Consider the following 19,737-nt stretch of genomic DNA (forward strand, 5'->3'; position numbering starts at 1 on the left):
TCGCCGCCCGCCGATCGAACCGGGCGATTGCGGGCGGACTGGACCGTTTCGATAGTGCTAACAGACGAGGGACTACTATCGACGCAGTACCGGTCGGACCGGCGGAGAGCCGCGGCGGACCGCGCGCCGCGTCGGCCGGATCGCACCAAAAATGACAGAGCGCGCATGGTGGAAGGAGGCGGTGGTGTATCAGATCTACCCGCGGAGCTTCAACGACTCCGACGGCGACGGGGTCGGCGACATCCCGGGCATCGTCGAGAAGCTCGACTACGTCGACGAGCTCGGCGTCGACGCGGTCTGGCTGAGCCCGGTGTACGAGTCGCCCCAGCACGACAACGGGTACGACGTCAGCGACTACCGCTCGATCCACTCGGAGTACGGGACGATGGACGACTGGGAGTCGCTGCTGGCCGGCCTCCACGACCGCGACATCCGCCTGGTGATGGACATGGTCGCGAACCACACCTCGTCCGAACACGAGTGGTTCCGGCGGTCCCGCGCGGACCCGGACGGGGAGTACGGCGACTACTACGTCTGGCGCGAGGGGGACGCCGACGAGCCGCCGAACAACTGGAAGTCGTTCTTCGGCGGCTCCGCCTGGACGTACGACGAGGAGCGCGAGGCGTGGTACCTCAGCCTCTTCGACACGACGCAGCCCGACCTCAACTGGCGCAACCCGGACGTTCGAGCGGAGATGTACGAGGTGATGAACTGGTGGCTCGACAAGGGCATCGACGGGTTCCGGCTCGACGTGCTCAACCTCATCTCGAAGCCCGAGGGGCTGCCCGACGGCGACCCCAGTCGAGACCTCGTCGGGAGCGAACACTTCGTCGACGGCCCCCGGATCCACGAGTACTTGGCCGAGATGCACGACGCGGTGTTCGCCGGGCGGGACATCGTCACCGTCGGCGAGATGCCGGAGCTAACCCTGGAGTCCGCCCGCGAGTACACCGGCGAGGACGGCCCGCTCGACTTAGTCTTCCCCTTCGAACACGTCCAGGTCGACTTCGGGCCGAACGGCCGGTGGGACGTCGGCGAGTGGACGCTGCCGGAGCTCAAGTCGGTCCTCGATACGTGGCAGCGCGGCCTCGACGACGAGTGGTGGACGACCCTCTTCTTCGAGAACCACGACCAGCCGCGCAGCGTCTCCCGGTTCGGCGACGACGAGCGGTACCGCTACGAGTCCGCGACGGCGCTCGCGACGGCCCTCCTAACGCTGCGTGGAACGCCGTTCGTCTACCAGGGCCAGGAGCTCGGCATGACGAATACCACCTTCGAGAGCCTCGACGACGTCGCCGACGTCGACACCGTCCGGAACGTCCGCGAGCTGATCGCGGACGGCGTGTACGGCGGGTACGGGGAGGTCAGGGGCGTCGTCGAGGCCCGGTCGCGCGACAACGCTCGGACGCCGATGCAGTGGACCGACGGCCGACACGCGGGCTTCACCGACGGCGACCCGTGGCTCCCGGTCAACGACGACTACGAGGCCGTCAACGCCGCCCGCGAGCGTGAACGGACGCCGTCCGTGCTGTCGTACTACCGGACGCTGATCGGCGTGCGGGGCGACTCGGAGCCGCTCCGGTACGGCTCCTACGAGCTCCGCTACCCCGACGACGAGCAGCTGTACGTCTACGAGCGGCGCCTCGACGGCGAGCGGGTCGTGGTCGTGCTCAACCTCTCGGGCGAACCCCGGACGGCCGACGTCACCCCGGTCGGGGCGTCCGCCGCGCTGCTCCTCGGGAACTACGAGTCGGTGCCCGAGGCGCCCGGCGAGCCGTTCGACCTGCGCCCGTACGAGGCTCGGCTGTACGCCGAGTCCGGCTGAGGTCCGGCCGGCGCCGTCTGCGGACGCCGCCGGGGTCCCGTGAATTTAATACCGGCACGCGCGAGGTGCGGGTCGAGAGATGTCCCGTCGGCACCGAGGCGAGGCGACCGCGGAGCAACGGCGCGGCCAGCACAGCGGACCCGTCCGAGCGCGGCATGACGCGTGAGGCGCTCGTCGCCGGCGAGGCGCTGATCGACTTCATCCCCGACAGGCACGGCCCGCTCGCGGCGGTCGAGTCCTTCTCCCGACGCGCTGGCGGCGCGCCGGCCAACGTCGCGGTCGGGCTCGCCAGGCTCGACCGGACGCCGTGGTTCTGTACGGCGCTCGCGACCGACGCCTTCGGCGAGCACCTCGCGTCCGTCCTCGACCGCGAGGGGATCTCGGACCGGTTCGTGCGCCACGTTCCGGACGCGCGGACCGCGCTGGCGTTCGTCTCGCACGGCGAGGACGCCGACCGAGAGTTCACCTTTTACCGAGAGGGGACGGCCGACAGGCGGTTCGACGCGAGCGGCGTCCCGGACGGGGTCCTCCAGTCGGTCGACGTCGTGGTCGTCGGCGGAGTGACGCTGACCGTCGAACCGGCCCGCTCGGCGACGTTCGACCTCGTCGAGCGCGCGCGGGCGGCGGACTCGCTGGTCTGTTTCGACCCGAACGTCCGGCCGGAGCTCTGGGAGGTCGACCCCGAACCGACGCTGCGGCGGATGCTCTCGGCGACGGACGTTCTCAAGGCCTCGCGGGAGGACCTCGGCGGCGACGCGCTCCCGGCGGCCCCCGACGAGCTACTCGACGCCGGACCGGACGCCGTCTTCCTGACCGAGGGCGAGGCGGGGGCGCGCCTGGTCGCCGGCGAGGACTCCCCGTGGGAGTGCGGCGAGTGGCGCCACGGCGGCTACCGCGTCGACGACGTCGTCGACACGACGGGCGCGGGCGACGCGTTCACCGCGGGCGTCGTCGCGGGACTGGTCGACGAGGCCGCGCCCGAGGAGGTCCTCGGGTTCGCGAACGCCGTCGCCGCGGCGTCGACCCGCTCCGAGGGGGCGATGACGGCGCTCCCGGACAGGGAGGCCGTCCGGCGTGTCCGGGAAGACTCCTGACCGCCGCTCCGGAGGTCGCTCGCGGCGAGTCTCACTCGGCGCCCGACCGCACGTTCGTCCCGACGAGGGCGATCAGGTACGAGAACGCCGGGAACAGCACGGCGACCGCGGCGAGGTGTCCGGGATCGATCCCCGCGGGACCGTCGAGGAGAAGCCCGGTGTACTGGAGGACCGCCAGCGTGAGCACCACGACCACCATTCGCGCGGCGTACTCTGCGAGCGATTGGTTCGGGGACCGCATACGGCGGGCTGGCTCTCCCACTCACTCAACGCTTTCGGGCCGGTCCCGCTCGCGTTCCCGCCGTCGGTCCAACACTCGCTTGTACCCCTTCCCCGGGCCGCCCTCGATGGGCCACCCGCGCGTGCGCCACTGCGGCGGCTCCGGCGAGAACTTCGGACAGGACCCCGAGCACTCCCGCGCGGTCGGGACCTTCCCCTTCGCGGCGCAGTGCGGAAGAAGCGCGCGCCCCTCGCGCCTGAGTTCGAAGTGCCGACAGTCGGGACGCATCGTCTCGTGGAACGACCGCCACCCCTTCCCGTAGGCGCGCTCCGCGATCTCAAGCCGGAGCGTCTCCGTCTCGGGGTCGCGGCGTTCGCCTTCGCCCGGCGCGAGGTCGCTCGGGTGCCACGCCACGTCGGCCGCGTCGGCGTCGACGCCCGCGGAGAAGTCGGTCGCGAGGATGCCGGCCTCGACGGGCAGCTCGCGGAGGAGGGCGGGCTCGACGCGCTCGCCGGTCGTCTCCGTCGCGAGCCACGCCTCGTCGGCGAGCCCGGTCTCGACGTCGTGGTCGAGCTGGTCGGCGAGCCGGTCGGCCGCCGAGCGGTCAAGGTCCGGCTTGTTTTCGACCGCGACGATCCGCTCGACCCAGTCCGGGTAGGGCCGCACCCGGCGGATCTCGATCCGGTTCCCGTCGCGGCGCGTCTCGATCAGGTCCCGGCCCGCGGCGCGGTGGACCGCCCGCCGCACGTAGCGCCACGGGTAGCCGGGGTCCGGCAGGGCGTCGCGGTACCACGCCCACTCGGCGGGCGCGCCGCGGACCACGTGGAGGAGGTCGGAGTCGATGGTCCGGTCGCCGAACGCGCGCCGCCGCGCGAACGCCGCCGGGTCGACCTCGATCACGACCGTGTCCCAGCGGCGCTCCTTGGTACCGAGCTGGCGGGCGACGATCGCCGGACGCGGCCCCTCGCTCGGGTGCCAGGCCAGCTCGGCGAACCGGCAGACCAACAGCTCGTAGCCGAACTCGGCGTCGGGCGTCACTGGTCGACCCGTCGAGCGGGGCGGACAAAAGCGAACCGCTCGGGGGGTGCGGCCGCCGTCGACCGCGTGCGGCCCCGTCCCGATCAGACGTACTTGCCGTCTTCCTCGTCCTTCCGCTCGTCGAGGTACTCGTGGGCCTCCTCTAGGATGTCGCGCGGGCCGTCCTGCGTGATCGTGTTGATCGCCTGGTCGTAGTCGCGCCACTGGAGGTCGCGGTGCTCCTTCGAGAGCTCCGCGCTCGCCTCGAACGAGCGGGCGATGAAGAGGTGGACCGTCTTGTGGATGGTCTCCCCGTTCGCCTCGAACACGTAGTCGTACTCCCTGCGGAACCCGTCGATCAGCCGGAAGTCTTCGATTCCGGCCTCCTCGCCGACTTCTCGTATCGCCGTCTGCTGGAGCTCCTCGTCCCCCTCGACCCCGCCTTTGGGGAACTCCCAGTCCCCCGGTCGGCTCTTCAGGAGCAGGTACTCCCGTTCGCCGCGGGTATCGCGGAAGAGGATGGCTCCGGCACTGGTCGCTTCGACCGTCATTGGCCGCAGGTAAGCGATCACCCCTAAAGAGCGTGTCGGACTTCCGAACGGTCGCGTCAGTGCGGACTGAAAGACGACACGGCGGGGTTCCGAGCATCGCCGGACGGTCGAAACGGCGCCACACCGCTCTCGGTACCGGTCAATAGCACTCGGTCGGTCTCATAGTTCGTTTTATCATTGCGTCGCACGTGGCCCGGAATAATGGGAGCGACTGCCGAGGTTCGGCGGCGGTGTCGACTCGCGACGGAACCGCACCGCGACAGGGGCGTGACGCTCCACGGCGTCGACGGCCGGACGTATCACGCCATCGACGCGACCGAGGACGCCCGCGACCGCTTGGCGGACCTACGCCTCGGGGACGCGGTCGAAGTCGTCCTCGAACCCGTCCGCTGTCGGGGCGACGGCTGGCGGATCACTCGGTTGCGCAGGGTCGACCGAGGGGACGGTCCGGCCGGCCATCTTCAGGGAACTGGTCCGACGCAGCGCCGACCGTCCGGCGAGCGCGACGACTCCGCGGGCCGGCTAAACGCGAACCCGTAACACGGGGTTCGAGCCCGAACGCGGCCGCGGCGCGCGGCGGTGTAGATACCGCGGGTGCGCTCGGCTCCAGCGACCGTCACGTCCGGGGGGAAGTCGGGGCCCGGAATCGCGGGTAGATGCGTTTTTACCGCTCGGGCGGCCATTGGCGGACGACCCCCAGCCATGACCTTCGTCACGAAACTCGACTTCGCGTCCGGCGACCGCGACGTGCTCGTCGAGACCGTCCAAGAGCTCAAGGAGACCCTCGAACGCAAGGGCGCCGAGTGTAAGGGCCCGCACGCGAGCCCCTCCGAGACGGTCACCGTCCCGCTGTACAAGGACCTCGTGCCGGGCGACGAGTTCTCGCCGTGGCGCTACGACGTGTACCGCCGCTCGATGGAGATCCACGGCGCCGACGACATCGCACGCGACGTGGTCGGCCGCGACTTCCCGGACTCGATCCACGTCGAGGTCGAGGTCGACCAGAAGAAGCCGCTCGGACACCGACGCGACTGAGGCGGTCGGCGTCCGGAACGGGCGGGCGACGCGGTCACGGCTGCGCTTTTCGCCGCGACGACGCTCCCTCGCGAGCCGCCGATCCGTCAGCCGAGCGTCCGCAGGTTCTCCGTTTCGACGCGGTCCGGGAGCCGTTCCAGCGCCGCGTCGCACCACGCGTCGTGGCCGAGCGTGAGCGCCGTCTCGGGGTTGGCGTCCGCGAGCGCGGCCACGCCCGCCGCGGCCGCGACCTGCGCCGCGTCGTCGGTCCGCTCGGGCACCTCGGCGGTGAGCGGGTACGTCTCCGAGAGCGCGGGCGGGTAGGGGCCGAACGGCGGCGTCACGCGCCACACCGCGTCGTAGGCGTGGTCGGAGGGCGCCTTCGACTCGGTGAGCAACAGGTCGTCCGGCGCCGTCAGCCGGCCGAGGCGGTCCCGGTGCCGTCGCACCTCGGGCCGGCGCGCCGCCTCGTGGGAGGTGTAGAAGAACGCGTCCTTCGAGCCGGGGTCGGTGCGCTCCAGCTCCTCGGCGCGGTCGAGCAGCGCGCGGTAGCCGTCGAGCATCGCCGGGTGGCCGCGGGCGCGGCGGTCGACCAGGTCGAGCAGGTTCCCGGACCGGATCGCCTCCTTCACCCGGCGCAGCTCCTCGAAGGTGACGTGGAGGTTGTGCTCGGCGAGCAGGCGCTCCGTCTCACCGTCGCCGAAGCCACGGAGGTCGGCCGGGGCGTGGTCCGCGCAGACGGGACACGAGCAGGGGAAGTAGTCGAGGTCCTCCAGGTGTTCCGTCCCCGACACCGTGAGGTAGCGGCCGTCGCGGGCCATCAGCGCGTAGGCGGCCGAGTCGAACAGGTCGCAGCCGGCCGCGACCGCGAGGGCCAACATCATGGGGTGGCCGGCGCCGAACAGGTGGACCGGAACGCCCGGGCCGAGGCCGCGCTTCGCCGCGCGGACCGCCTCGACGACCTCGGCGTAGCGGTACGAGTTCAGGAGGGGGACCATCGCCCCGACCGGGAACACGTCGAGGTCGGTCGCGGCCGCGTGCCGACCCGCCGCCTCGCGGAGGTCGGCGTACGTCGCGCCCTGGACCGGCGCGTTGACCAGCATCTCGCCCGTGTCGGCGTCCTCGGCGTCCGCGAGCGCCCGCTTCGTCGTCTCTAACTCCCGCTCCGCCCGCTCGCGGTCCGCGTCGGGCGGCGTCGGGACGTCGACGGGGGTCGCCACGTCGCTGCCGATCCGCCGCTGGAACTCGATTATCTCCGCGGTCGTCACGTCGATGTCGCCGTACTCGGCCAGCTGGAAGGAGCCGGAGTCGGTCATGATCGCGCCGTCGAACCCGAGGAACTCGTGGAGCCCCTCGTCGACCACGCGGTCGCGGATGCGGTCCGTGCTGCGGATGATGTAGGAGTTCGTGATAAGCATCTCCGCGCCGAACTCCTCGCGGAGCCGCTCGGGCTCGATCGTGAGCACGTTGGGGTTGACCACGGGCAGGAGCGCCGGCGTCTCGACCGTGACGTCGGCGCGCGGGACCTCCAGCCGCCCGATCCGGCCGGCCGCGTCGTGGTCCCGGATCTCGAAGTGATCGCGCATACCCCGACTGCGCGGACGCGAGCGGTAAGGGTTGCGTTCGGCGGCGAGCGCGCCGCCGGGAGCGCGGTCGCGCCCCCGTTACAGCCCGGTCGGGTGCGAGAGGTACGTCGTCTCGACGCCCCAGTCGTCGGTCAGCGACTGGAGCGCGCGGACGCCGAACGTCTCCGTGGCGTAGTGGCCGGCGAGGAACACCGTGACGCCCGCCTCCCGCGCGTCGTGGTAGACCTGCTGTTTCCCCTCGCCGGTGATCAGCGCGTCGGCGCCGGCGGCGACCGCCTCGTCGAGCCAGTCGACCCCGGAGCCGGTGACGACCGCGACCCGTTCGATCTCGTCGGGGCCGAAGTCGAGCACCCGCGTGGGCGACGACTCGCCCTCCGGCTGCCCCTCGAAGCCGTCGAGCGTCTCCCGGATCGCCGCCGCCGACCGCGGTTCCGCCGCTTCGCCGATCGTCCCGACCGTCACCGGCCCCATCTCGCCGAACGGATCGCGGTCCGCGAGCCCCACCGCGTCCGCGACGCCGGCGGCGTTGCCTAGTTCCCGGTGGCCGTCGAGCGGGAGGTGCGAGACGTACAGTGCGATGTCGTGCTCGACTAAGGCCGCGATCCGGTCGTGGACCCGTCCGGTGACGCGCTCGATCCCGCCCCACGAGAGCCCGTGGTGGACGACGAGGGCGTCGGCGTCCGCGTCGGCGGCGGTCTCGATCGTCGCCCGCGCGGCGTCGACCGCGAACGCGACGCGCTCGATCTCGGCCTCCTCCGGCCCCACCTGGAGCCCGTTCGCGCTCGCGTCGACGTCGGCGTACGCGGCCGTGTCGAGTCGGTCGTCGAGTCGGTCGACGTACTCGGAGAGCTTCATACCGACCCGTGGACCGGCCGGGAAATAAAGCGCGGCGGTCCGCGGGGACCGGTCCGGGCGAAATCGCGAGCGGTCCGGGGCGCCGCAGCGGACGCGAGGATTAGTCGTCCAGCTCCTCGGCGACGGACTCCGGGATCGTGTCCGGGCCGCCGGCCCCCGCCTCGGTGAGGTCCGCCCCGTCCGGCCCCTCCGCCTGCGCGGTGAACTCGGGGTCGAACAGCTGGAGGGCGGTCCGGATCGTCTCCCAGTCGTCCTCGCCGGCGGCGTCCCGGAGCGACCGGGTGGGGGCGGCGAGCAGCTGCCCGACGAGCGCGTCCGCCAGGTCCTCGACCGTCTCGCGCTGCTCGTCGTTCAGGGCGCCCTGCGCCTCCAGCTTCGACATCGCGCGGTCGAGCTCGCGCGCCTTCACCCGGTCCGCGCCGGCGTACATCGCCGAGATGGCGTCGTCGGCGCGCTTGCGCTTGTACGCCTCCAGGATGCGGTCGAGCTCGTCGTCGATGATCGACTCGACCTTCCGGGCCTCCTCGGCGCGTCTCTCCCGAGTCCGCTGGGTGACGTCCTCGAGGTCGTCGATATCGTAGACGGTGACGCCCTCGCGGGCGCCGGCCGCGGGGTCGACGTCGCGGGGCTGCGCGATGTCGATACAGACGACGCGACCGGCGCCGTCGACGTACGACGGGTGGACGACGAGGTCGGGGCTCCCGGTCGCGGTGACGACGAGGTCGGCCTCGGGGATGATCGCGGGGAGGTCGGCGAGCGACACCGCCTCCGCCCGGGTGTCGACCTCCTCGACGACGAACTCCGCGTGGGGCACGGTGCGGTTCGCGACGACGATCTCGGAGACGGCGGTGTCGTCGAGGGTCCGGGCCGCGAGCGTCCCCATCTCGCCGGCGCCGACGACGACGGCCGTCCCGTCGGTGAGGTCGATCTCGCCCGCCGCCAGCCTGACGGCCGCGGAGCCGAGCGAGACGACGCCCTCGTTGATCTCGGTCTCCGTCCGCGCGCGCTCGCCGACGTGGAGCGCCTTCGTCACGGCGTCTTTGAGCACCGGTCCGATGCCGCCCGCCGACTTCGACTCCTCGTAGGCCTCGCGCAGCTGGCCGATGATCTGGTCCTCGCCGAGCACGAGCGACTCCAGCCCGGAGGCGACGCGCATCAGGTGTTCCAGGCTCTCCTCGTGGTCGAGGCGGCGGACCGCCCCGGCGCGCACGTCGGGGGCGAACGTCGACAGCGCCGTCGCCCCGTCGACGGTCCGGTCGGTGACGACGTACGCCTCCGAGCGGTTACACGTCTGTACCGCGAACGCCTCTTCGACTCCCTCGCGCGCGAGCAGGTCGGAGACGGTCGCGCGGACGCCGTCGCCGCCGGCGGCCTCGATCTCGTCGACGGTCGCGTCGGCGTGGGCGACGCTCACGCCGGCGATCGCACCCGTCTCTCTCATCGGTCGAGTACCTCCTCGATCACGGTGTCGGCCTCTTGCCGTCCGTTGGATCTCCCCTTTTGTAAACCCTTCCAAACCCCCCGGGATCTGACAACGCGCCGGACCGCTTCCCGGCGTTTCGCGGGCGGTACGCCCGCCGCTTTCAGCTCCTCACGGATCTCGCCCGAGAGCGCCGCCATCGCGCCCGCTCCCTCGATCTCGGCCTCGATCCGCTCGCGCAGCGCCTTCGCGAGCGCGGGGCTCGTGCCCCCCGTCGAGAGCGCCACGGTCACGGGGTCGTCCTCCACCGTCGCGGGGACGACGACGCTCCCGGGGTCGCGGCCGCCCGACACGTCCGTTCGGTTGACGAGGAGCCCCCGGTCCAGCGCGGCCGACTCGACGGCGGCGTTGACCGCGGCGTCGTCGGTCGCGGCGACCGCGAGCGCCGGGGCGAGCCGGTCGAGCCAGTCGGGCACCGCCTCCGGGTCCGGGGCGGCGCGTATCAGTTCGACGGCCGGCCCGTCCGCGGACTCCGAGTCGCGCCCGTCCGCGAGCGATCGCAACCGCTCGTCGAACTCGGGGCTGACGATGACGACTCGGGCCGCCTCGTCGAACCCCCGCGCCTTGCGCGCGCCGACGGCACCGCCGCCGAAGACGGCGACCGTCTCGCCCGCGAGGTCGTGGTACAGCGGGGTCACGCCGTGTTGCTGTCCGCCCGGTCCGCGATGCGGATGCCGGTCTTCTTGAGGATGCGCGTCGAGAACAGCGTGTCCCAGTCGTCGGCGCCCACGTCCCAGTGGTCGGCCATCAGGTCGCGCACCTCCGCGATCCGGCGCTCGCTCTCCGCCTCCGTGCGGCCGTGCGTCATCGCGAAGAAGTTGTACTCCCAGACGCCGGCGTGGCGCGGGCGCTCGTAGCAGTGCGTGACGAAGTCCAGCGACGCGACGGCGGGCCCGACCTCGTCTAAGACCTCCTCGGGCACGTCCCAGACCGTCATCCCGTTCTCCGTGTAGCCGAGCGCGTAGTGGTTTGGGATGACGCCGACGCGGCGCACCTTCCCCTCCCGCTCGAACCGCTTGATCGTCTCGATCACCCAGTCGACGTCGGCCCCGATGGCGGCCGCCACGTCGGCGTACGGCGTCTCCGTGATCGGGAGCCCGCCCTGGATCTCGACCACGAGGTCGCGCTCGTCGGGCGTGAGCGTCCCGCGGCCGCTCGGCGCGACCTCCGGGCCCAGGTCTGAGAGGTCCACGTCGCCGTCGGGCACCGGCCCGTCGACGAGGAACTTCGCGCCGACGTGGAACTCCCGGAGCTTCGGGAGGTTGTACGTCTCCTGGCCCGTCGCGGACTCGATCTCCGCGAGCACCTCCTCGACGCGGTCGTGGCCGTCCTTGTCCGGGTCGGGGTGGTCCGCGACGCTCACCACGAACCACATGTTGAGGTGCGGGTGCTCCCGCTCGTAGTTGTGCGCGACCGCGGTGAACTCGTTCACCGTCTCCGCGATCTCGTCGTAGCGGTCCTCGGGCGCGTGCATGGCGACGAGCGACGCCGCCCCGCCGATCTCCTCGGCGTTGACGAGCGCGCCGAACCGCGATAAGATCCCCTCCTCGTCGAGTTCGCGGACGCGCTCGCAGAGCGCCGGCCCCGTGACCTCGACGCCGCGCTCCCTGAGCGCGGCCGCCGCCGCGTCGAAGGGGCGCTCCGCGACCGGGAAGCCGCCCTGGAACGCGTTGATGATCGCGCGGTCGAGCGCCGTCAGATCCGCGTCGACCTCCTGCATGGACCGATCTCGGACCCGAGCGAGAATAAGCGATTCGACCCGTCGCCGCGACGCCGCCGTGGTCCTACCCGTCGAGGTCGCGGGCGATGTCCGCGAGCGACGACCGCGGCCCCCGGTTCGCGTCGTACAGGGTCCGCTCGCCCGGGATCCGCAGCCCGTACAGCTCGCCGGGCACCACCACGTCGAGGACGACGCTGTCCCCGGGCTCCCGACCGTTCGCGTCGAGCCACTCGACCAGGCGGTTCGTCCCCTCGCCGGCCTCGCGCGCGAGCCGTCGGTTGTCGTACGCGCCGCGCAGCAGCCGCCCGTTCGAGTCGGCCGCGACCCGCGCGTGGCGCTCCTCGCGGTCGATCACGACGCGGATCACGTCCCCCGCGCCCACGCCGAGCGCGTCGCAAGCGCCGGACTCGACGCGCCCGTCGAGGGCGTCGTCGTCCGGGAGCCTGACGCAGGGGCGGCGAGTGCCGCCGCTGCGGGCGAGCGAGACGCGAATCGAGGAAACGTCCTCGCCGTCGGAGGGAACGCGAGGCATCGGGGCGCCTTACTCGTCGGCGTCGTCGTCGCCCTCGCCGAGCGCGGCGGCCACGTCGCCGTCGCCGTCGACGACGCTGGCGTTGATCTGCGCGATGTCGTCGTCGACCTCGCGGCCGCGGACGGTGATCCGCTTGCGCTCGCCCTCGCGGGACGGCTCGAAGCCGACGCCGCCCTCCAAGAGGAGCTCCTTCAGGCGGGTGCCGGAGACGTCCTCGCGCATCGGGCGTCCGGTCTCGTCGGAGCCGCCGGTGAGTTCGATGGTGTGTTCGGGGAGTCCGACCGCGTCGCCGCCGATCTCGTCGCCGAGTTCGCGACCGAGGAATCGGTTGGCGTCCTGTCCGTCGACCTCTCGCTGGAACGTCTCGCCGGTCTCGGGGTCGGCGACGACGACTTTGAATTCGGCCATGCGCGAACCCAGATGCCCGCGCATAAAAAGCACGTCGAAACGTCGGAACCGCGGGCCGCGGCGCGCTCAGGCGTCTGCCCCGTCGACGCGGACGATCTCGCGTGCGCCGTCCCCCCACGCGCCCTCGACGAACGCGGCCTCGACGGCGCGAGCGACGGCGTCGGGGTCGTCCGGGCCGCCCGCGTCCGCGACGCTCCCGACCGATGCGGGGTCGAACGGCACGTCGAGCGCGCCGTAGACGCGGTCGGTGGCCCGCGCGATCGGGTCGGGGTCCGCCGCGGAGACGACGAGGACGCCCGCGACGAGCGCCGCGTCGGCGCGCACGCGCTGGGCGAGCCCCGCGATCTTCCCCCCGTTGGCGGCGCCGGCGCCGTCGGCGACCCGAAGGGAGTGGTCGCCGGGGCAGAACGCGTTCGGCGGCTCCCCGCGGACCACGTCGGCGCCGAGGTCGCGGAGCGCGTCGCGGAGCGCCTCGGTCGCCGTCTCGTACCGCGCGTCGATCGACCCGCGGCCGTCCCCGGTCGGCACCGCGACGCCGAACGACAGCGTCGCCCCCGTGTACGCGACCGCGCGGCCGCCGACGTCGCGCTCGACCGGCGGGAACCCCGCCGCCTCGGCCGCCCGTTTCGCGGCCTCGAACCCGGGCTCGCGGGCGTCGCGCCGGCCGAACGCGACCTGTCGCGGCGGCGCGGTGACGCGGACCGCGGGGACGCCGTCCGCGGCCGACGCGAGCAGGGCGGCCGTCGGCTCCCGGTCCGCGGCCGGCGTCGCGAACTCCCCTCTGAAGACGCGCATAACGGACCGAACGGGGGCGGCGCACAAGTCCCTTGCGCCGGGCGGGACCGCGCGACGACGGCGAAGTCTCGGGCGGCGCGGGGGCGACCGCGTGACACAACAGTTTTGTCGGCCCTGGAAGTGGTACAGGTATCGATGAGCGATCTGGGCGCGCTTCCGGTCCAAGCGTACCTGACCGCCTGCCTGCTGGCGGGGGGCATCGGGCTCTGGCTCGGCCGGGTCGCGTGGCGGGAGCGCGACGAGCCCGGCGGGATCGAGGTCGCGCTCTACCTCCTGTGCGGCGGCGGCGCCTCGCTCCTGTACGCCCTCCGGGTCGCCGCGCCCGGCGAGGTCGCGATGAGGGTCGCGCTCAACCTGTCGACGCCGCTCATGGGCGCGCTCCCCGTGCTCTGGACTCTCTTCGCCCTGGCGTTCACCGGCCACGACCGCTGGCGGACGGAGAACCGGATCGTCGCGCTCGCGACCCCCGCGTTCGTCTGGGTTCTGCTCGCGTGGTCGAGCGCCACCCACGGCCTCGCCCGCCGCTCCGTGGCGCCGGTGACGGAGGGTCCGTTCACGCTGCTCGGCTACGGGCTCGGTCCCGCCGGGGGCCTGTTCGTCCTCCTCGCGTACGGGCTGTGCGTCGCCGGCGCGTTCCTCGTCGTCGACCTCTACGAACGGACGGGGAACCGGTACCGGCTCCAGACGTTCGTCGTCCTGCTCGGCACGCTGTTCCCGTTCCTGGCCGGCATCGCGACGTTCGTCGACGTGGGGAGCTACGCGAACCTCTCGTGGCTGCCGACGGCGTTCGTGATCCACGGCGTGTTCCTCTACGGGACCGTCTTCTGGCTCGGCACCCTCGACGCGGCGGTCGTCGCGCGCGACACCGCCGTCGAGGTGATGCAGGACCCCGTGATCGTCTCCGGCTCCGACGGGCGCATCCGCGACCTGAACCCCGCCGCCGAGGCGATCCTCCCGCCGGACGCGGTCGGGTCCTCGCTGTCGGAGGTGTTCCCGCGCCTGGAGGTCGGCGTCGAACACCCGATCGCCATCGACGGCCGGCAGTTCGACATCCAGGAGAACCCGATCACCGACCCCCGGGGGACCGACCGCGGCCACGTCTTCCTGCTGCGCGACGTGACCGCCCGCGAGGAGCGCCAGGCCGAGCTGGAGCGCCGAGAGGCCGAGCTCGAACGGCAGAACGAGCGCTTAGAGGAGTTCGCCGGCGTCGTCTCCCACGACCTGCGCAACCCGCTCGCCGCCGCGTCGGCGGGCGTCGAACTGGCCCGCCAGCGCGGCGACGATCCCGACGGCGCCTTGGAGCGGGCGGCGAACGCCCACGAGCGGATGGACGACATGATCGAGGGGCTGCTCGCGCTGGCGACCGCCGGCGAGACGGTCGACGAGCTCGACCGCGTCTCGCTCGACGGGACGGTGCGGCGCGTCTGGTCGCGGTTGGAGACCGCCGAGGCGACCCTGACCGTCGAGGGCGGCGACGCGACGGTGCTGGCGGACCGCGACCGCCTCGAACAGCTGGTCTCGAACCTGTTCCGCAACGCCGTCGACCACGCGGGCGAGGACGTCGCCGTCACCGTCTCGATCGAGGCCGACGGCGACCGGGTCGCGCTGGCGGTCGGCGACGACGGTCCCGGGGTCCCCGCGGCCGAGCGCGAGCGCGTCACCGAGCGCGGCGTGTCGCTCGGCGGCGGGACCGGCCTGGGGCTGGCCATCGTCGGCGACATCGTCGAGGCGCACGGGTGGTCGCTCTCGGTCGCCGAGTCCGACGCCGGCGGGGCGGAGTTCCTCGTCGAGGGGATGGAGGCGGCGGACGCGTGACCGGACCGCAGACCGAAGGAGCCGACCCGGCCGGGACGACCGTCGCGCTCCCCGGCGAGGTCGTCCGCCGGTACGAGAAGTTCTCGCGGTTCAACTCCCCGTACCCGGCCCACGACCGCGGCCGCGCCGTCGACCTCTATCCGGGCGACGGCGTCGGCCGCTCGCCGGTCGCCGGGGTCGTGAGTCACGTCCGTACCGTCGGCTGTCCGGACCGCCCGTACGCGGCCGCGGAGGACCACCTGATCGTCGTCGACCTCGACGAGGGGTGGTGCGCGCGGGCGGGCGTGCCCCCGGGAACCGTCGCGCGGATCCTCCACGTGATCCCCGAGGTGGAACCCGGAGACCGGGTCGCCGTCGGGGACGCGCTCGGCCCGACGACGCGCTCCGGCTTCTTCGGCCAGTGGGTCGACGACCACGTCCACCTCGGCTTCCGGGCCCCGGGCGCGGACCCCCTCCGGGCCAGCGGATCCCTCCCGGTCGCCGTCGACGCCCCGGTCGAGCCGGTCGCCTGGGACGGGACGGGCGCCGTCGTCGAGCGCGGGCCGGCCCACGTCGTCCTCGACGGGCCGCGCCGCTCCGGGGCCGGGCCGGCGTTCGCCGCGCTCGCGAGCGACGAGGGCGTCCCGCTCGACGGCGGGCTGACGCACTACGCGGGCGGCGGAACGTTCGCGCACGCCCCGAGGCCGGCGGACGGCGCGGGCGGCGGCTCGCTCGGACCGGGCGACGCGGTGTCGCTGCTCGGCACGCGGATCGGTACCGCGGCCGACCACGAGGCGGCGGGCGGCGCGCCGCGCGTCGAGTGGGACGCCGTCGACGTCCTCGCGAACGGCGAGCGCGTCGTCGGACTGTCACTGCTCGCGTCGCGGACCGACCGGTTCGGCGTCAAGGTGGTCTGTCCGGACCGCGAGTTCGCCGTCGGCGAGCCGGTGACGGTCGAGGTCGTCCCGAGCGGCGACCCGATCCGCCTCGGCGTCGGGTGAGCGGCGGCGGGAATCGCCGGCCGGTTGTCTCGCGTTTCCGGGGGGTACAAGCCGGCCCGGCGTCTGCCCGGGAACATGGACCGCACGGACATCGCCGAGATGGACCCGCTGCCCGACGCGGCGATCGAGTTCGTCGAGCGGAAGTTGGAGGACGAGCACGGCTACCTCTCGTGGCTGAACACGTCGGTCGAGACGATCGAACGCGGCCGCGTCGTCCTCTCGGTCCCCTTCGACGACAAGCTCACCAACGCGGACGGGCGGACGATCCACGGCGGCGTGGCGGCGACGCTGATCGACACGGCCGGCGGCGTGGCTCAGCGCACGACGTTCGATGACCCGCTCGACGGCGGCGTGGCGACGGTGAACCTCAACGCGAACTACCTCCGCCCCGCGAACGGCGACCTCCGCGCGGAGGCCGAGGTGGTGCGGGCGGGCGGCTCGATCGGCGTCAGCGAGATGACGGTCACCACCGCCGGAAACGGGGGCGAGGCGGCCGCGGACGACGACGCGAACGACGGGGACCGGTCGGAGGTCGTCGTCGGTCAGGGCTCGTTCCGGCTGTTCCGCGAGTAGCCCGGGCGGTCGGCCAGGATCGCGTCGAGGGCCGGCCCGGCCTCGTCGACGGCCGCGTCGTCGTCGGCGTCCGCGCCGTCTCCGGCGCCCGTGCCGAGCGCCGCCGCCAGCGCCGCGACCGGCTCGCGGTCCGCGCGGTCGGGGGCGGCCCGCACGGCGACCGACTGCTCGCCGAGCGAGACGAAGTCACAGCCGAGCCGCTCCGCCGTCTCGCGCAGGCCCAGCCCGGCGTCCGCGTCGCCGGCGACGACGGCGCGGACCGGGCTCTCGAACGCCTTCGCGGTCCGCTCGTAGCCGTCGATCCGCTCGGCGAGGTCGCGGCGGTCGGCGTCGCGGTCGTTCGCGAGGTCGTCGAGCGCCGCGTCGAGGCTGCGCCGGAGCCCCGAGACGGTCGGGCGGTTGCGGAGGCGGAGGTCGCGGTCGACGAGGTCCGCGAGCCCGCTCACGTCGTCCGGGTTGCCCTCGGGGACGACGAGCCCCCACTCACGGGTCCAGCCGCCGAGGACCGCGGCGTCGACGTCGCGGTCGGTCGGGCCCGCGGTCACGGCCACGTCGGGGACGCCGTCCCGGAGCCGGCGGAGCCCCTCGCGAGAGCCGACGGCGAGGTACCGCGGGTTCGCGAGCCGGTCGAGCAGGCGGTTGAGCGCGGGGTCGTCCTCGCCGACGCCGAGCAGCGTCGGCGGGCGCACGTCGGGCGAGAACAGGTCGACCGAGACCGTCTCGCCGGCGTCGAGGTACTCCGTGTCGGGGTCGACCGCGACGACGCCGTCCGCCTCGACGAGGCTCGTCGTCGCCCCCGACCCCTTGTCGACCGGGTAGACGAGCGGGCGATTGCCGTCGTCCAGGTCGAGCAGGCCGACGGGCATCAGCCGCAGGCGCCCCTCGCCGTACCGCTCCCCGACGCCCATCCGGCCCTCGACGGTCGCGGTCGCGGGCTCGTCCCGCCCGGCCGCCTCGCGGATCGCGGGCGCGACGAACGTCCGGAAGATGGTGAGCGCCGAGACCGGGTACCCCGGGAGCCCGATGTACGCCGACTCGGCGCCCCGTGAGTCGTCCGCCTCGTCGGTGCGGTCGAGCCGCCCGACGAGCATCGGCTTGCCGGGCTTGACCGCGACGCCGTGGAGGAGGAGCTCGCCGCGCGCCTCGATCACGCGGTAGATGACGTCGACCGCGCTCGCGGAGGTCGACCCCGAGGAGAGCACCAGGTCGCACTCGTCGGCCGCGCGGCGGAGCAGCCGTTCCATCTCCGCGTAGTCGTCGCCGGCGTGCGGGTAGAGGACGGGCTCGCCGCCGGCCTCCTCGACGCCCGCCGCGATCGTCGTCGAGTTCACGTCGTATATCTCGCCGCGCTCGGGGTCGAGCTCCTCGCCCGGGCGGACGAGCTCGTCGCCGGTCGAGACGATGCCGACGCGCGGGCGCCCCTCGACCGGGACCTCGTCGACGCCGAGCGCCGACAGCAGCCCGATCTCGCGGGGCGTCAGCCGCGTCCCGGGGCCGAGCGCCCTAGCGCCGGCGGCGATGTCGGTCCCCGCGGGCATCACGTGGTCGCCCGGCGCGACCGACGTGCGGACCGCGATTCGGGCGGAGCCGTCCCCGTCGCCGGCATCGTCCCCGCCGACCTCGTCCGTCCGCTCGACCATCACGACCGCGTCGGCGCCGTCGGGCATCACCGCGCCCGTGGATATCTCGGCGCAGGTCCCCGGTTCGACGGTCACGTCCGGCTCCGCGCCCGCGTGGACCGCGCCGACCAGGTCGAGCTCTGCCGGGTCGGCCTCGTCGGCGCCGAAGGTGTCGCGCGCCCGCACCGCGTACCCGTCCATCGAGGCGCGGTCGAACCCCGGCACGTCGACGGCGGCGTCGACGCGCTCGGCGAGGACGCGCCCGCGCGCCTCCCGCAGCGGGACCGTCTCCGGCGCGGGCGAGAGGTCGAGCGACGCGATCGCCTCGCGGGCGGCCTCGGGGGTCGCGAGGTCGCGGAACTCCTTGCGGTCGCTCATTCGGTCACCTCCCAGAGCTCGACGTCGACGGGCTCGCCGGCGTCGAGCCCCTCCCGCGGCTCGGGGACGACGACCCACCCCTCGGCGAGCGCGACGCTGGAGAGGATCCCCGAGCCGCTCGCGCGCGTCGGCGTCGCGGTCGGGAGAGCGTCGTCGCCGTCAGTCGCCTCGGCCTCGTCGGGCTCGGAGAGCGACACCCGCGCGAACGTCCGCACGCCGGGCTCGCTCGCGACCTTCCGGTCGAGCGTCGCGCGGCGCGTCGGGAACGGGTCGGCGTCGGTCCCGCCCGCCCGCTTCAGCGCGGGCCGGAGGAACTGCGCCGCGTTGACGATGCACGCGACCGGGTAGCCGGGCAGCGAGACGATCGGCGTCCCCTCGGCCACCCCGAGGCAGACCGGGTGGCCCGGCTTCAGGGCGACGCCGTGGACGAGCACCTCGCCGAGGCCGTCGACGACCTCGGGGATCAGGTCCCGTTCGCCGACCGAGGAGCCGCCGGTGGTGACGACCACGTCGGCGTCGAGGTCGGCCGCGACCGCCTCGCGGAGCGCGTCCGGGTCGTCGGTGACCACGTCGCGGTACCGGGCCTCGCCGCCCCAGCGCTCGACGAGCCGGGAGACGGTGAGGCCGTTCGTCTCGATCACCTCGCCGGGGCCGGGGTCGGACTCGACGAGCTCCTCGCCGGTCGGAATGACGGCGACTTCGGGCGGTTCCCGGACCGTCACCTCGTCGAGGCCGACCGAGCGCAACAGGCCGAGGTCGGAGGGGCGCAGGACGTGGCCGGGCTCGTAGAGGCGCTGCCCGTCCGCGACGTCCTCGCCGGCCTCGCCGACGTTCTCGCCGGTCGCGACCGCGTCGAACACCTCGACCTCGTCGCCGACCGACTCGACCTGTTCGACCATCACCACCGCGTCCGCGCCCTCGGGGACCGCGCTGCCGGTGTGGACGCGCGCGGCTTCGCCGGGCGCGACGGCGTCGGCCTCGGCGGGCTTGGCCGCGAGGACCGCGGGCGAGCGGTCGCCGGCGCCGAAGGTGTCGCTCGCGCGGACCGCGTACCCGTCCATCGCGGCCCGGTCGTACCCCGGCACCGGCGCGGGCGCGTCGATCGGTTCGGCGACGACGCGGCCGTCCGCCGCTCCGACCGGGACCGACTCCGTCCGGTCGTGGGGCGTGACGGCGTCGAGCAGCGTCGCCCTCGCGTCCGCGACCCGGGTCCGCCGCTTGAACCCGGACTCGCGTCTGTCGTGGCTCATGGGATCACATTCGCGGCCGCGGGCA

General features: G+C 73.5%; 20 protein-coding genes. 7 read left to right on the top strand and 13 right to left on the bottom strand.

All coding sequences use genetic code 11. The annotated features are described in order from the left end of the window. Positions 1 to 151 precede the first annotated feature (151 nt). Positions 152 to 1,825: an alpha-glucosidase gene (locus DVK06_RS00430; RefSeq protein WP_121598907.1), complete on the top strand. Its 1,674-nt coding sequence runs from the start codon at positions 152 to 154 to the stop codon at positions 1,823 to 1,825. Positions 1,826 to 1,980: 155 nt separating this feature from the next. Continuing rightward, on the top strand, positions 1,981 to 2,919 hold the full coding sequence (locus tag DVK06_RS00435) for a carbohydrate kinase family protein (protein WP_121599299.1): 939 nt from the start codon (positions 1,981 to 1,983) through the stop codon (positions 2,917 to 2,919). 31 nt (positions 2,920 to 2,950) lie between these two features. On the opposite strand, the gene DVK06_RS00440 is transcribed toward DVK06_RS00435, so the two are convergent. The 3 genes from DVK06_RS00440 to DVK06_RS00450 form a co-directional block, all read right to left on the bottom strand. Beyond that, positions 2,951 to 3,160, bottom strand: a complete 210-nt coding sequence (locus DVK06_RS00440; RefSeq protein WP_121598908.1) for a hypothetical protein — start codon at positions 3,158 to 3,160, stop codon at positions 2,951 to 2,953. 21 nt (positions 3,161 to 3,181) lie between these two features. Further along, the gene (locus DVK06_RS00445) at positions 3,182 to 4,177 is read right to left on the bottom strand and encodes a DUF5787 family protein (RefSeq protein ID WP_121598909.1); all 996 of its coding nucleotides are present in this window, start codon (positions 4,175 to 4,177) and stop codon (positions 3,182 to 3,184) included. An 83-nt stretch (positions 4,178 to 4,260) separates the two neighbouring features. Further along, positions 4,261 to 4,707, bottom strand: coding sequence for a bis(5'-nucleosyl)-tetraphosphatase (locus DVK06_RS00450; protein WP_053772075.1), 447 nt, complete (start codon positions 4,705 to 4,707; stop codon positions 4,261 to 4,263). A gap of 201 nt (positions 4,708 to 4,908) precedes the next feature. Between DVK06_RS00450 and DVK06_RS00455 the strand changes: the two genes are divergently transcribed. Together DVK06_RS00455 and DVK06_RS00460 are read left to right on the top strand one after the other, a co-directional pair. Beyond that, positions 4,909 to 5,247, top strand: a complete 339-nt coding sequence (locus DVK06_RS00455; protein ID WP_121598910.1) for a hypothetical protein — start codon at positions 4,909 to 4,911, stop codon at positions 5,245 to 5,247. A 162-nt stretch (positions 5,248 to 5,409) separates the two neighbouring features. Next, on the top strand, positions 5,410 to 5,742 hold the full coding sequence (locus DVK06_RS00460) for an uS10/mL48 family ribosomal protein (RefSeq protein WP_121598911.1): 333 nt from the start codon (positions 5,410 to 5,412) through the stop codon (positions 5,740 to 5,742). 86 nt (positions 5,743 to 5,828) lie between these two features. On the opposite strand, the gene tgtA is transcribed toward DVK06_RS00460, so the two are convergent. From tgtA to DVK06_RS00500, 8 genes are all read right to left on the bottom strand, one after another. Beyond that, positions 5,829 to 7,307: a tRNA guanosine(15) transglycosylase TgtA gene (tgtA, locus tag DVK06_RS00465; protein WP_121598912.1), complete on the bottom strand. Its 1,479-nt coding sequence runs from the start codon at positions 7,305 to 7,307 to the stop codon at positions 5,829 to 5,831. A 78-nt stretch (positions 7,308 to 7,385) separates the two neighbouring features. Further along, on the bottom strand, positions 7,386 to 8,162 hold the full coding sequence (locus DVK06_RS00470; RefSeq protein WP_053772079.1) for a Nif3-like dinuclear metal center hexameric protein: 777 nt from the start codon (positions 8,160 to 8,162) through the stop codon (positions 7,386 to 7,388). A gap of 100 nt (positions 8,163 to 8,262) precedes the next feature. Then, on the bottom strand, positions 8,263 to 9,603 hold the full coding sequence (hemA, locus tag DVK06_RS00475; RefSeq protein ID WP_121598913.1) for a glutamyl-tRNA reductase: 1,341 nt from the start codon (positions 9,601 to 9,603) through the stop codon (positions 8,263 to 8,265). Then, positions 9,600 to 10,280, bottom strand: coding sequence for a bifunctional precorrin-2 dehydrogenase/sirohydrochlorin ferrochelatase (locus DVK06_RS00480; protein ID WP_121598914.1), 681 nt, complete (start codon positions 10,278 to 10,280; stop codon positions 9,600 to 9,602). The genes hemA and DVK06_RS00480 overlap by 4 nt, the downstream gene beginning before the upstream one ends. Beyond that, complete coding sequence (locus DVK06_RS00485) at positions 10,277 to 11,362, bottom strand: Lrp/AsnC family transcriptional regulator (RefSeq protein ID WP_121598915.1); 1,086 nt, start codon at positions 11,360 to 11,362, stop codon at positions 10,277 to 10,279. Before DVK06_RS00485 ends, DVK06_RS00480 begins: the two co-directional genes overlap by 4 nt. A 64-nt stretch (positions 11,363 to 11,426) precedes the next feature. Next, positions 11,427 to 11,894 carry a hypothetical protein gene (locus DVK06_RS00490; protein ID WP_053772083.1) on the bottom strand — a complete coding sequence of 156 codons (468 nt, stop codon included), beginning with the start codon at positions 11,892 to 11,894 and terminating at the stop codon, positions 11,427 to 11,429. Between the two features lie 9 nt (positions 11,895 to 11,903). Next, complete coding sequence (locus DVK06_RS00495; protein ID WP_121598916.1) at positions 11,904 to 12,302, bottom strand: 30S ribosomal protein S6e; 399 nt, start codon at positions 12,300 to 12,302, stop codon at positions 11,904 to 11,906. A 66-nt stretch (positions 12,303 to 12,368) separates the two neighbouring features. Continuing rightward, positions 12,369 to 13,097, bottom strand: coding sequence for a lipoate--protein ligase family protein (locus DVK06_RS00500; RefSeq protein ID WP_121598917.1), 729 nt, complete (start codon positions 13,095 to 13,097; stop codon positions 12,369 to 12,371). Between the two features lie 135 nt (positions 13,098 to 13,232). Here DVK06_RS00500 and DVK06_RS00505 point away from each other — a divergent pair, with 135 nt between their 5' ends. The 3 genes from DVK06_RS00505 (at position 13,233) to DVK06_RS00515 (ending at position 16,465) form a co-directional block, all read left to right on the top strand. Then, positions 13,233 to 14,912 (top strand): histidine kinase N-terminal 7TM domain-containing protein, encoded by a 1,680-nt coding sequence (locus DVK06_RS00505; RefSeq protein WP_053772086.1) that lies wholly within the window; start codon positions 13,233 to 13,235, stop codon positions 14,910 to 14,912. Continuing rightward, positions 14,909 to 15,892, top strand: a complete 984-nt coding sequence (locus DVK06_RS00510) for a hypothetical protein (protein WP_121598918.1) — start codon at positions 14,909 to 14,911, stop codon at positions 15,890 to 15,892. The genes DVK06_RS00505 and DVK06_RS00510 overlap by 4 nt, the downstream gene beginning before the upstream one ends. A gap of 75 nt (positions 15,893 to 15,967) precedes the next feature. Further along, positions 15,968 to 16,465 carry a PaaI family thioesterase gene (locus tag DVK06_RS00515; RefSeq protein WP_121598919.1) on the top strand — a complete coding sequence of 166 codons (498 nt, stop codon included), beginning with the start codon at positions 15,968 to 15,970 and terminating at the stop codon, positions 16,463 to 16,465. Here DVK06_RS00515 and DVK06_RS00520 read toward each other — a convergent pair. Further along, positions 16,435 to 18,462, bottom strand: a complete 2,028-nt coding sequence (locus tag DVK06_RS00520; RefSeq protein WP_121598920.1) for a molybdopterin biosynthesis protein — start codon at positions 18,460 to 18,462, stop codon at positions 16,435 to 16,437. The genes DVK06_RS00515 and DVK06_RS00520 overlap by 31 nt on opposite strands. Further along, entirely contained in the window at positions 18,459 to 19,712 is a 1,254-nt protein-coding gene (glp, locus tag DVK06_RS00525) for a gephyrin-like molybdotransferase Glp (RefSeq protein ID WP_121598921.1), read from the bottom strand. The genes DVK06_RS00520 and glp overlap by 4 nt, the downstream gene beginning before the upstream one ends. Positions 19,713 to 19,737 lie beyond the last annotated feature (25 nt).

The sequence above is a fragment of the Halorubrum sp. Atlit-28R genome (genome assembly GCF_003665955.1).
Classification (GTDB): domain Archaea; phylum Halobacteriota; class Halobacteria; order Halobacteriales; family Haloferacaceae; genus Halorubrum; species Halorubrum tropicale.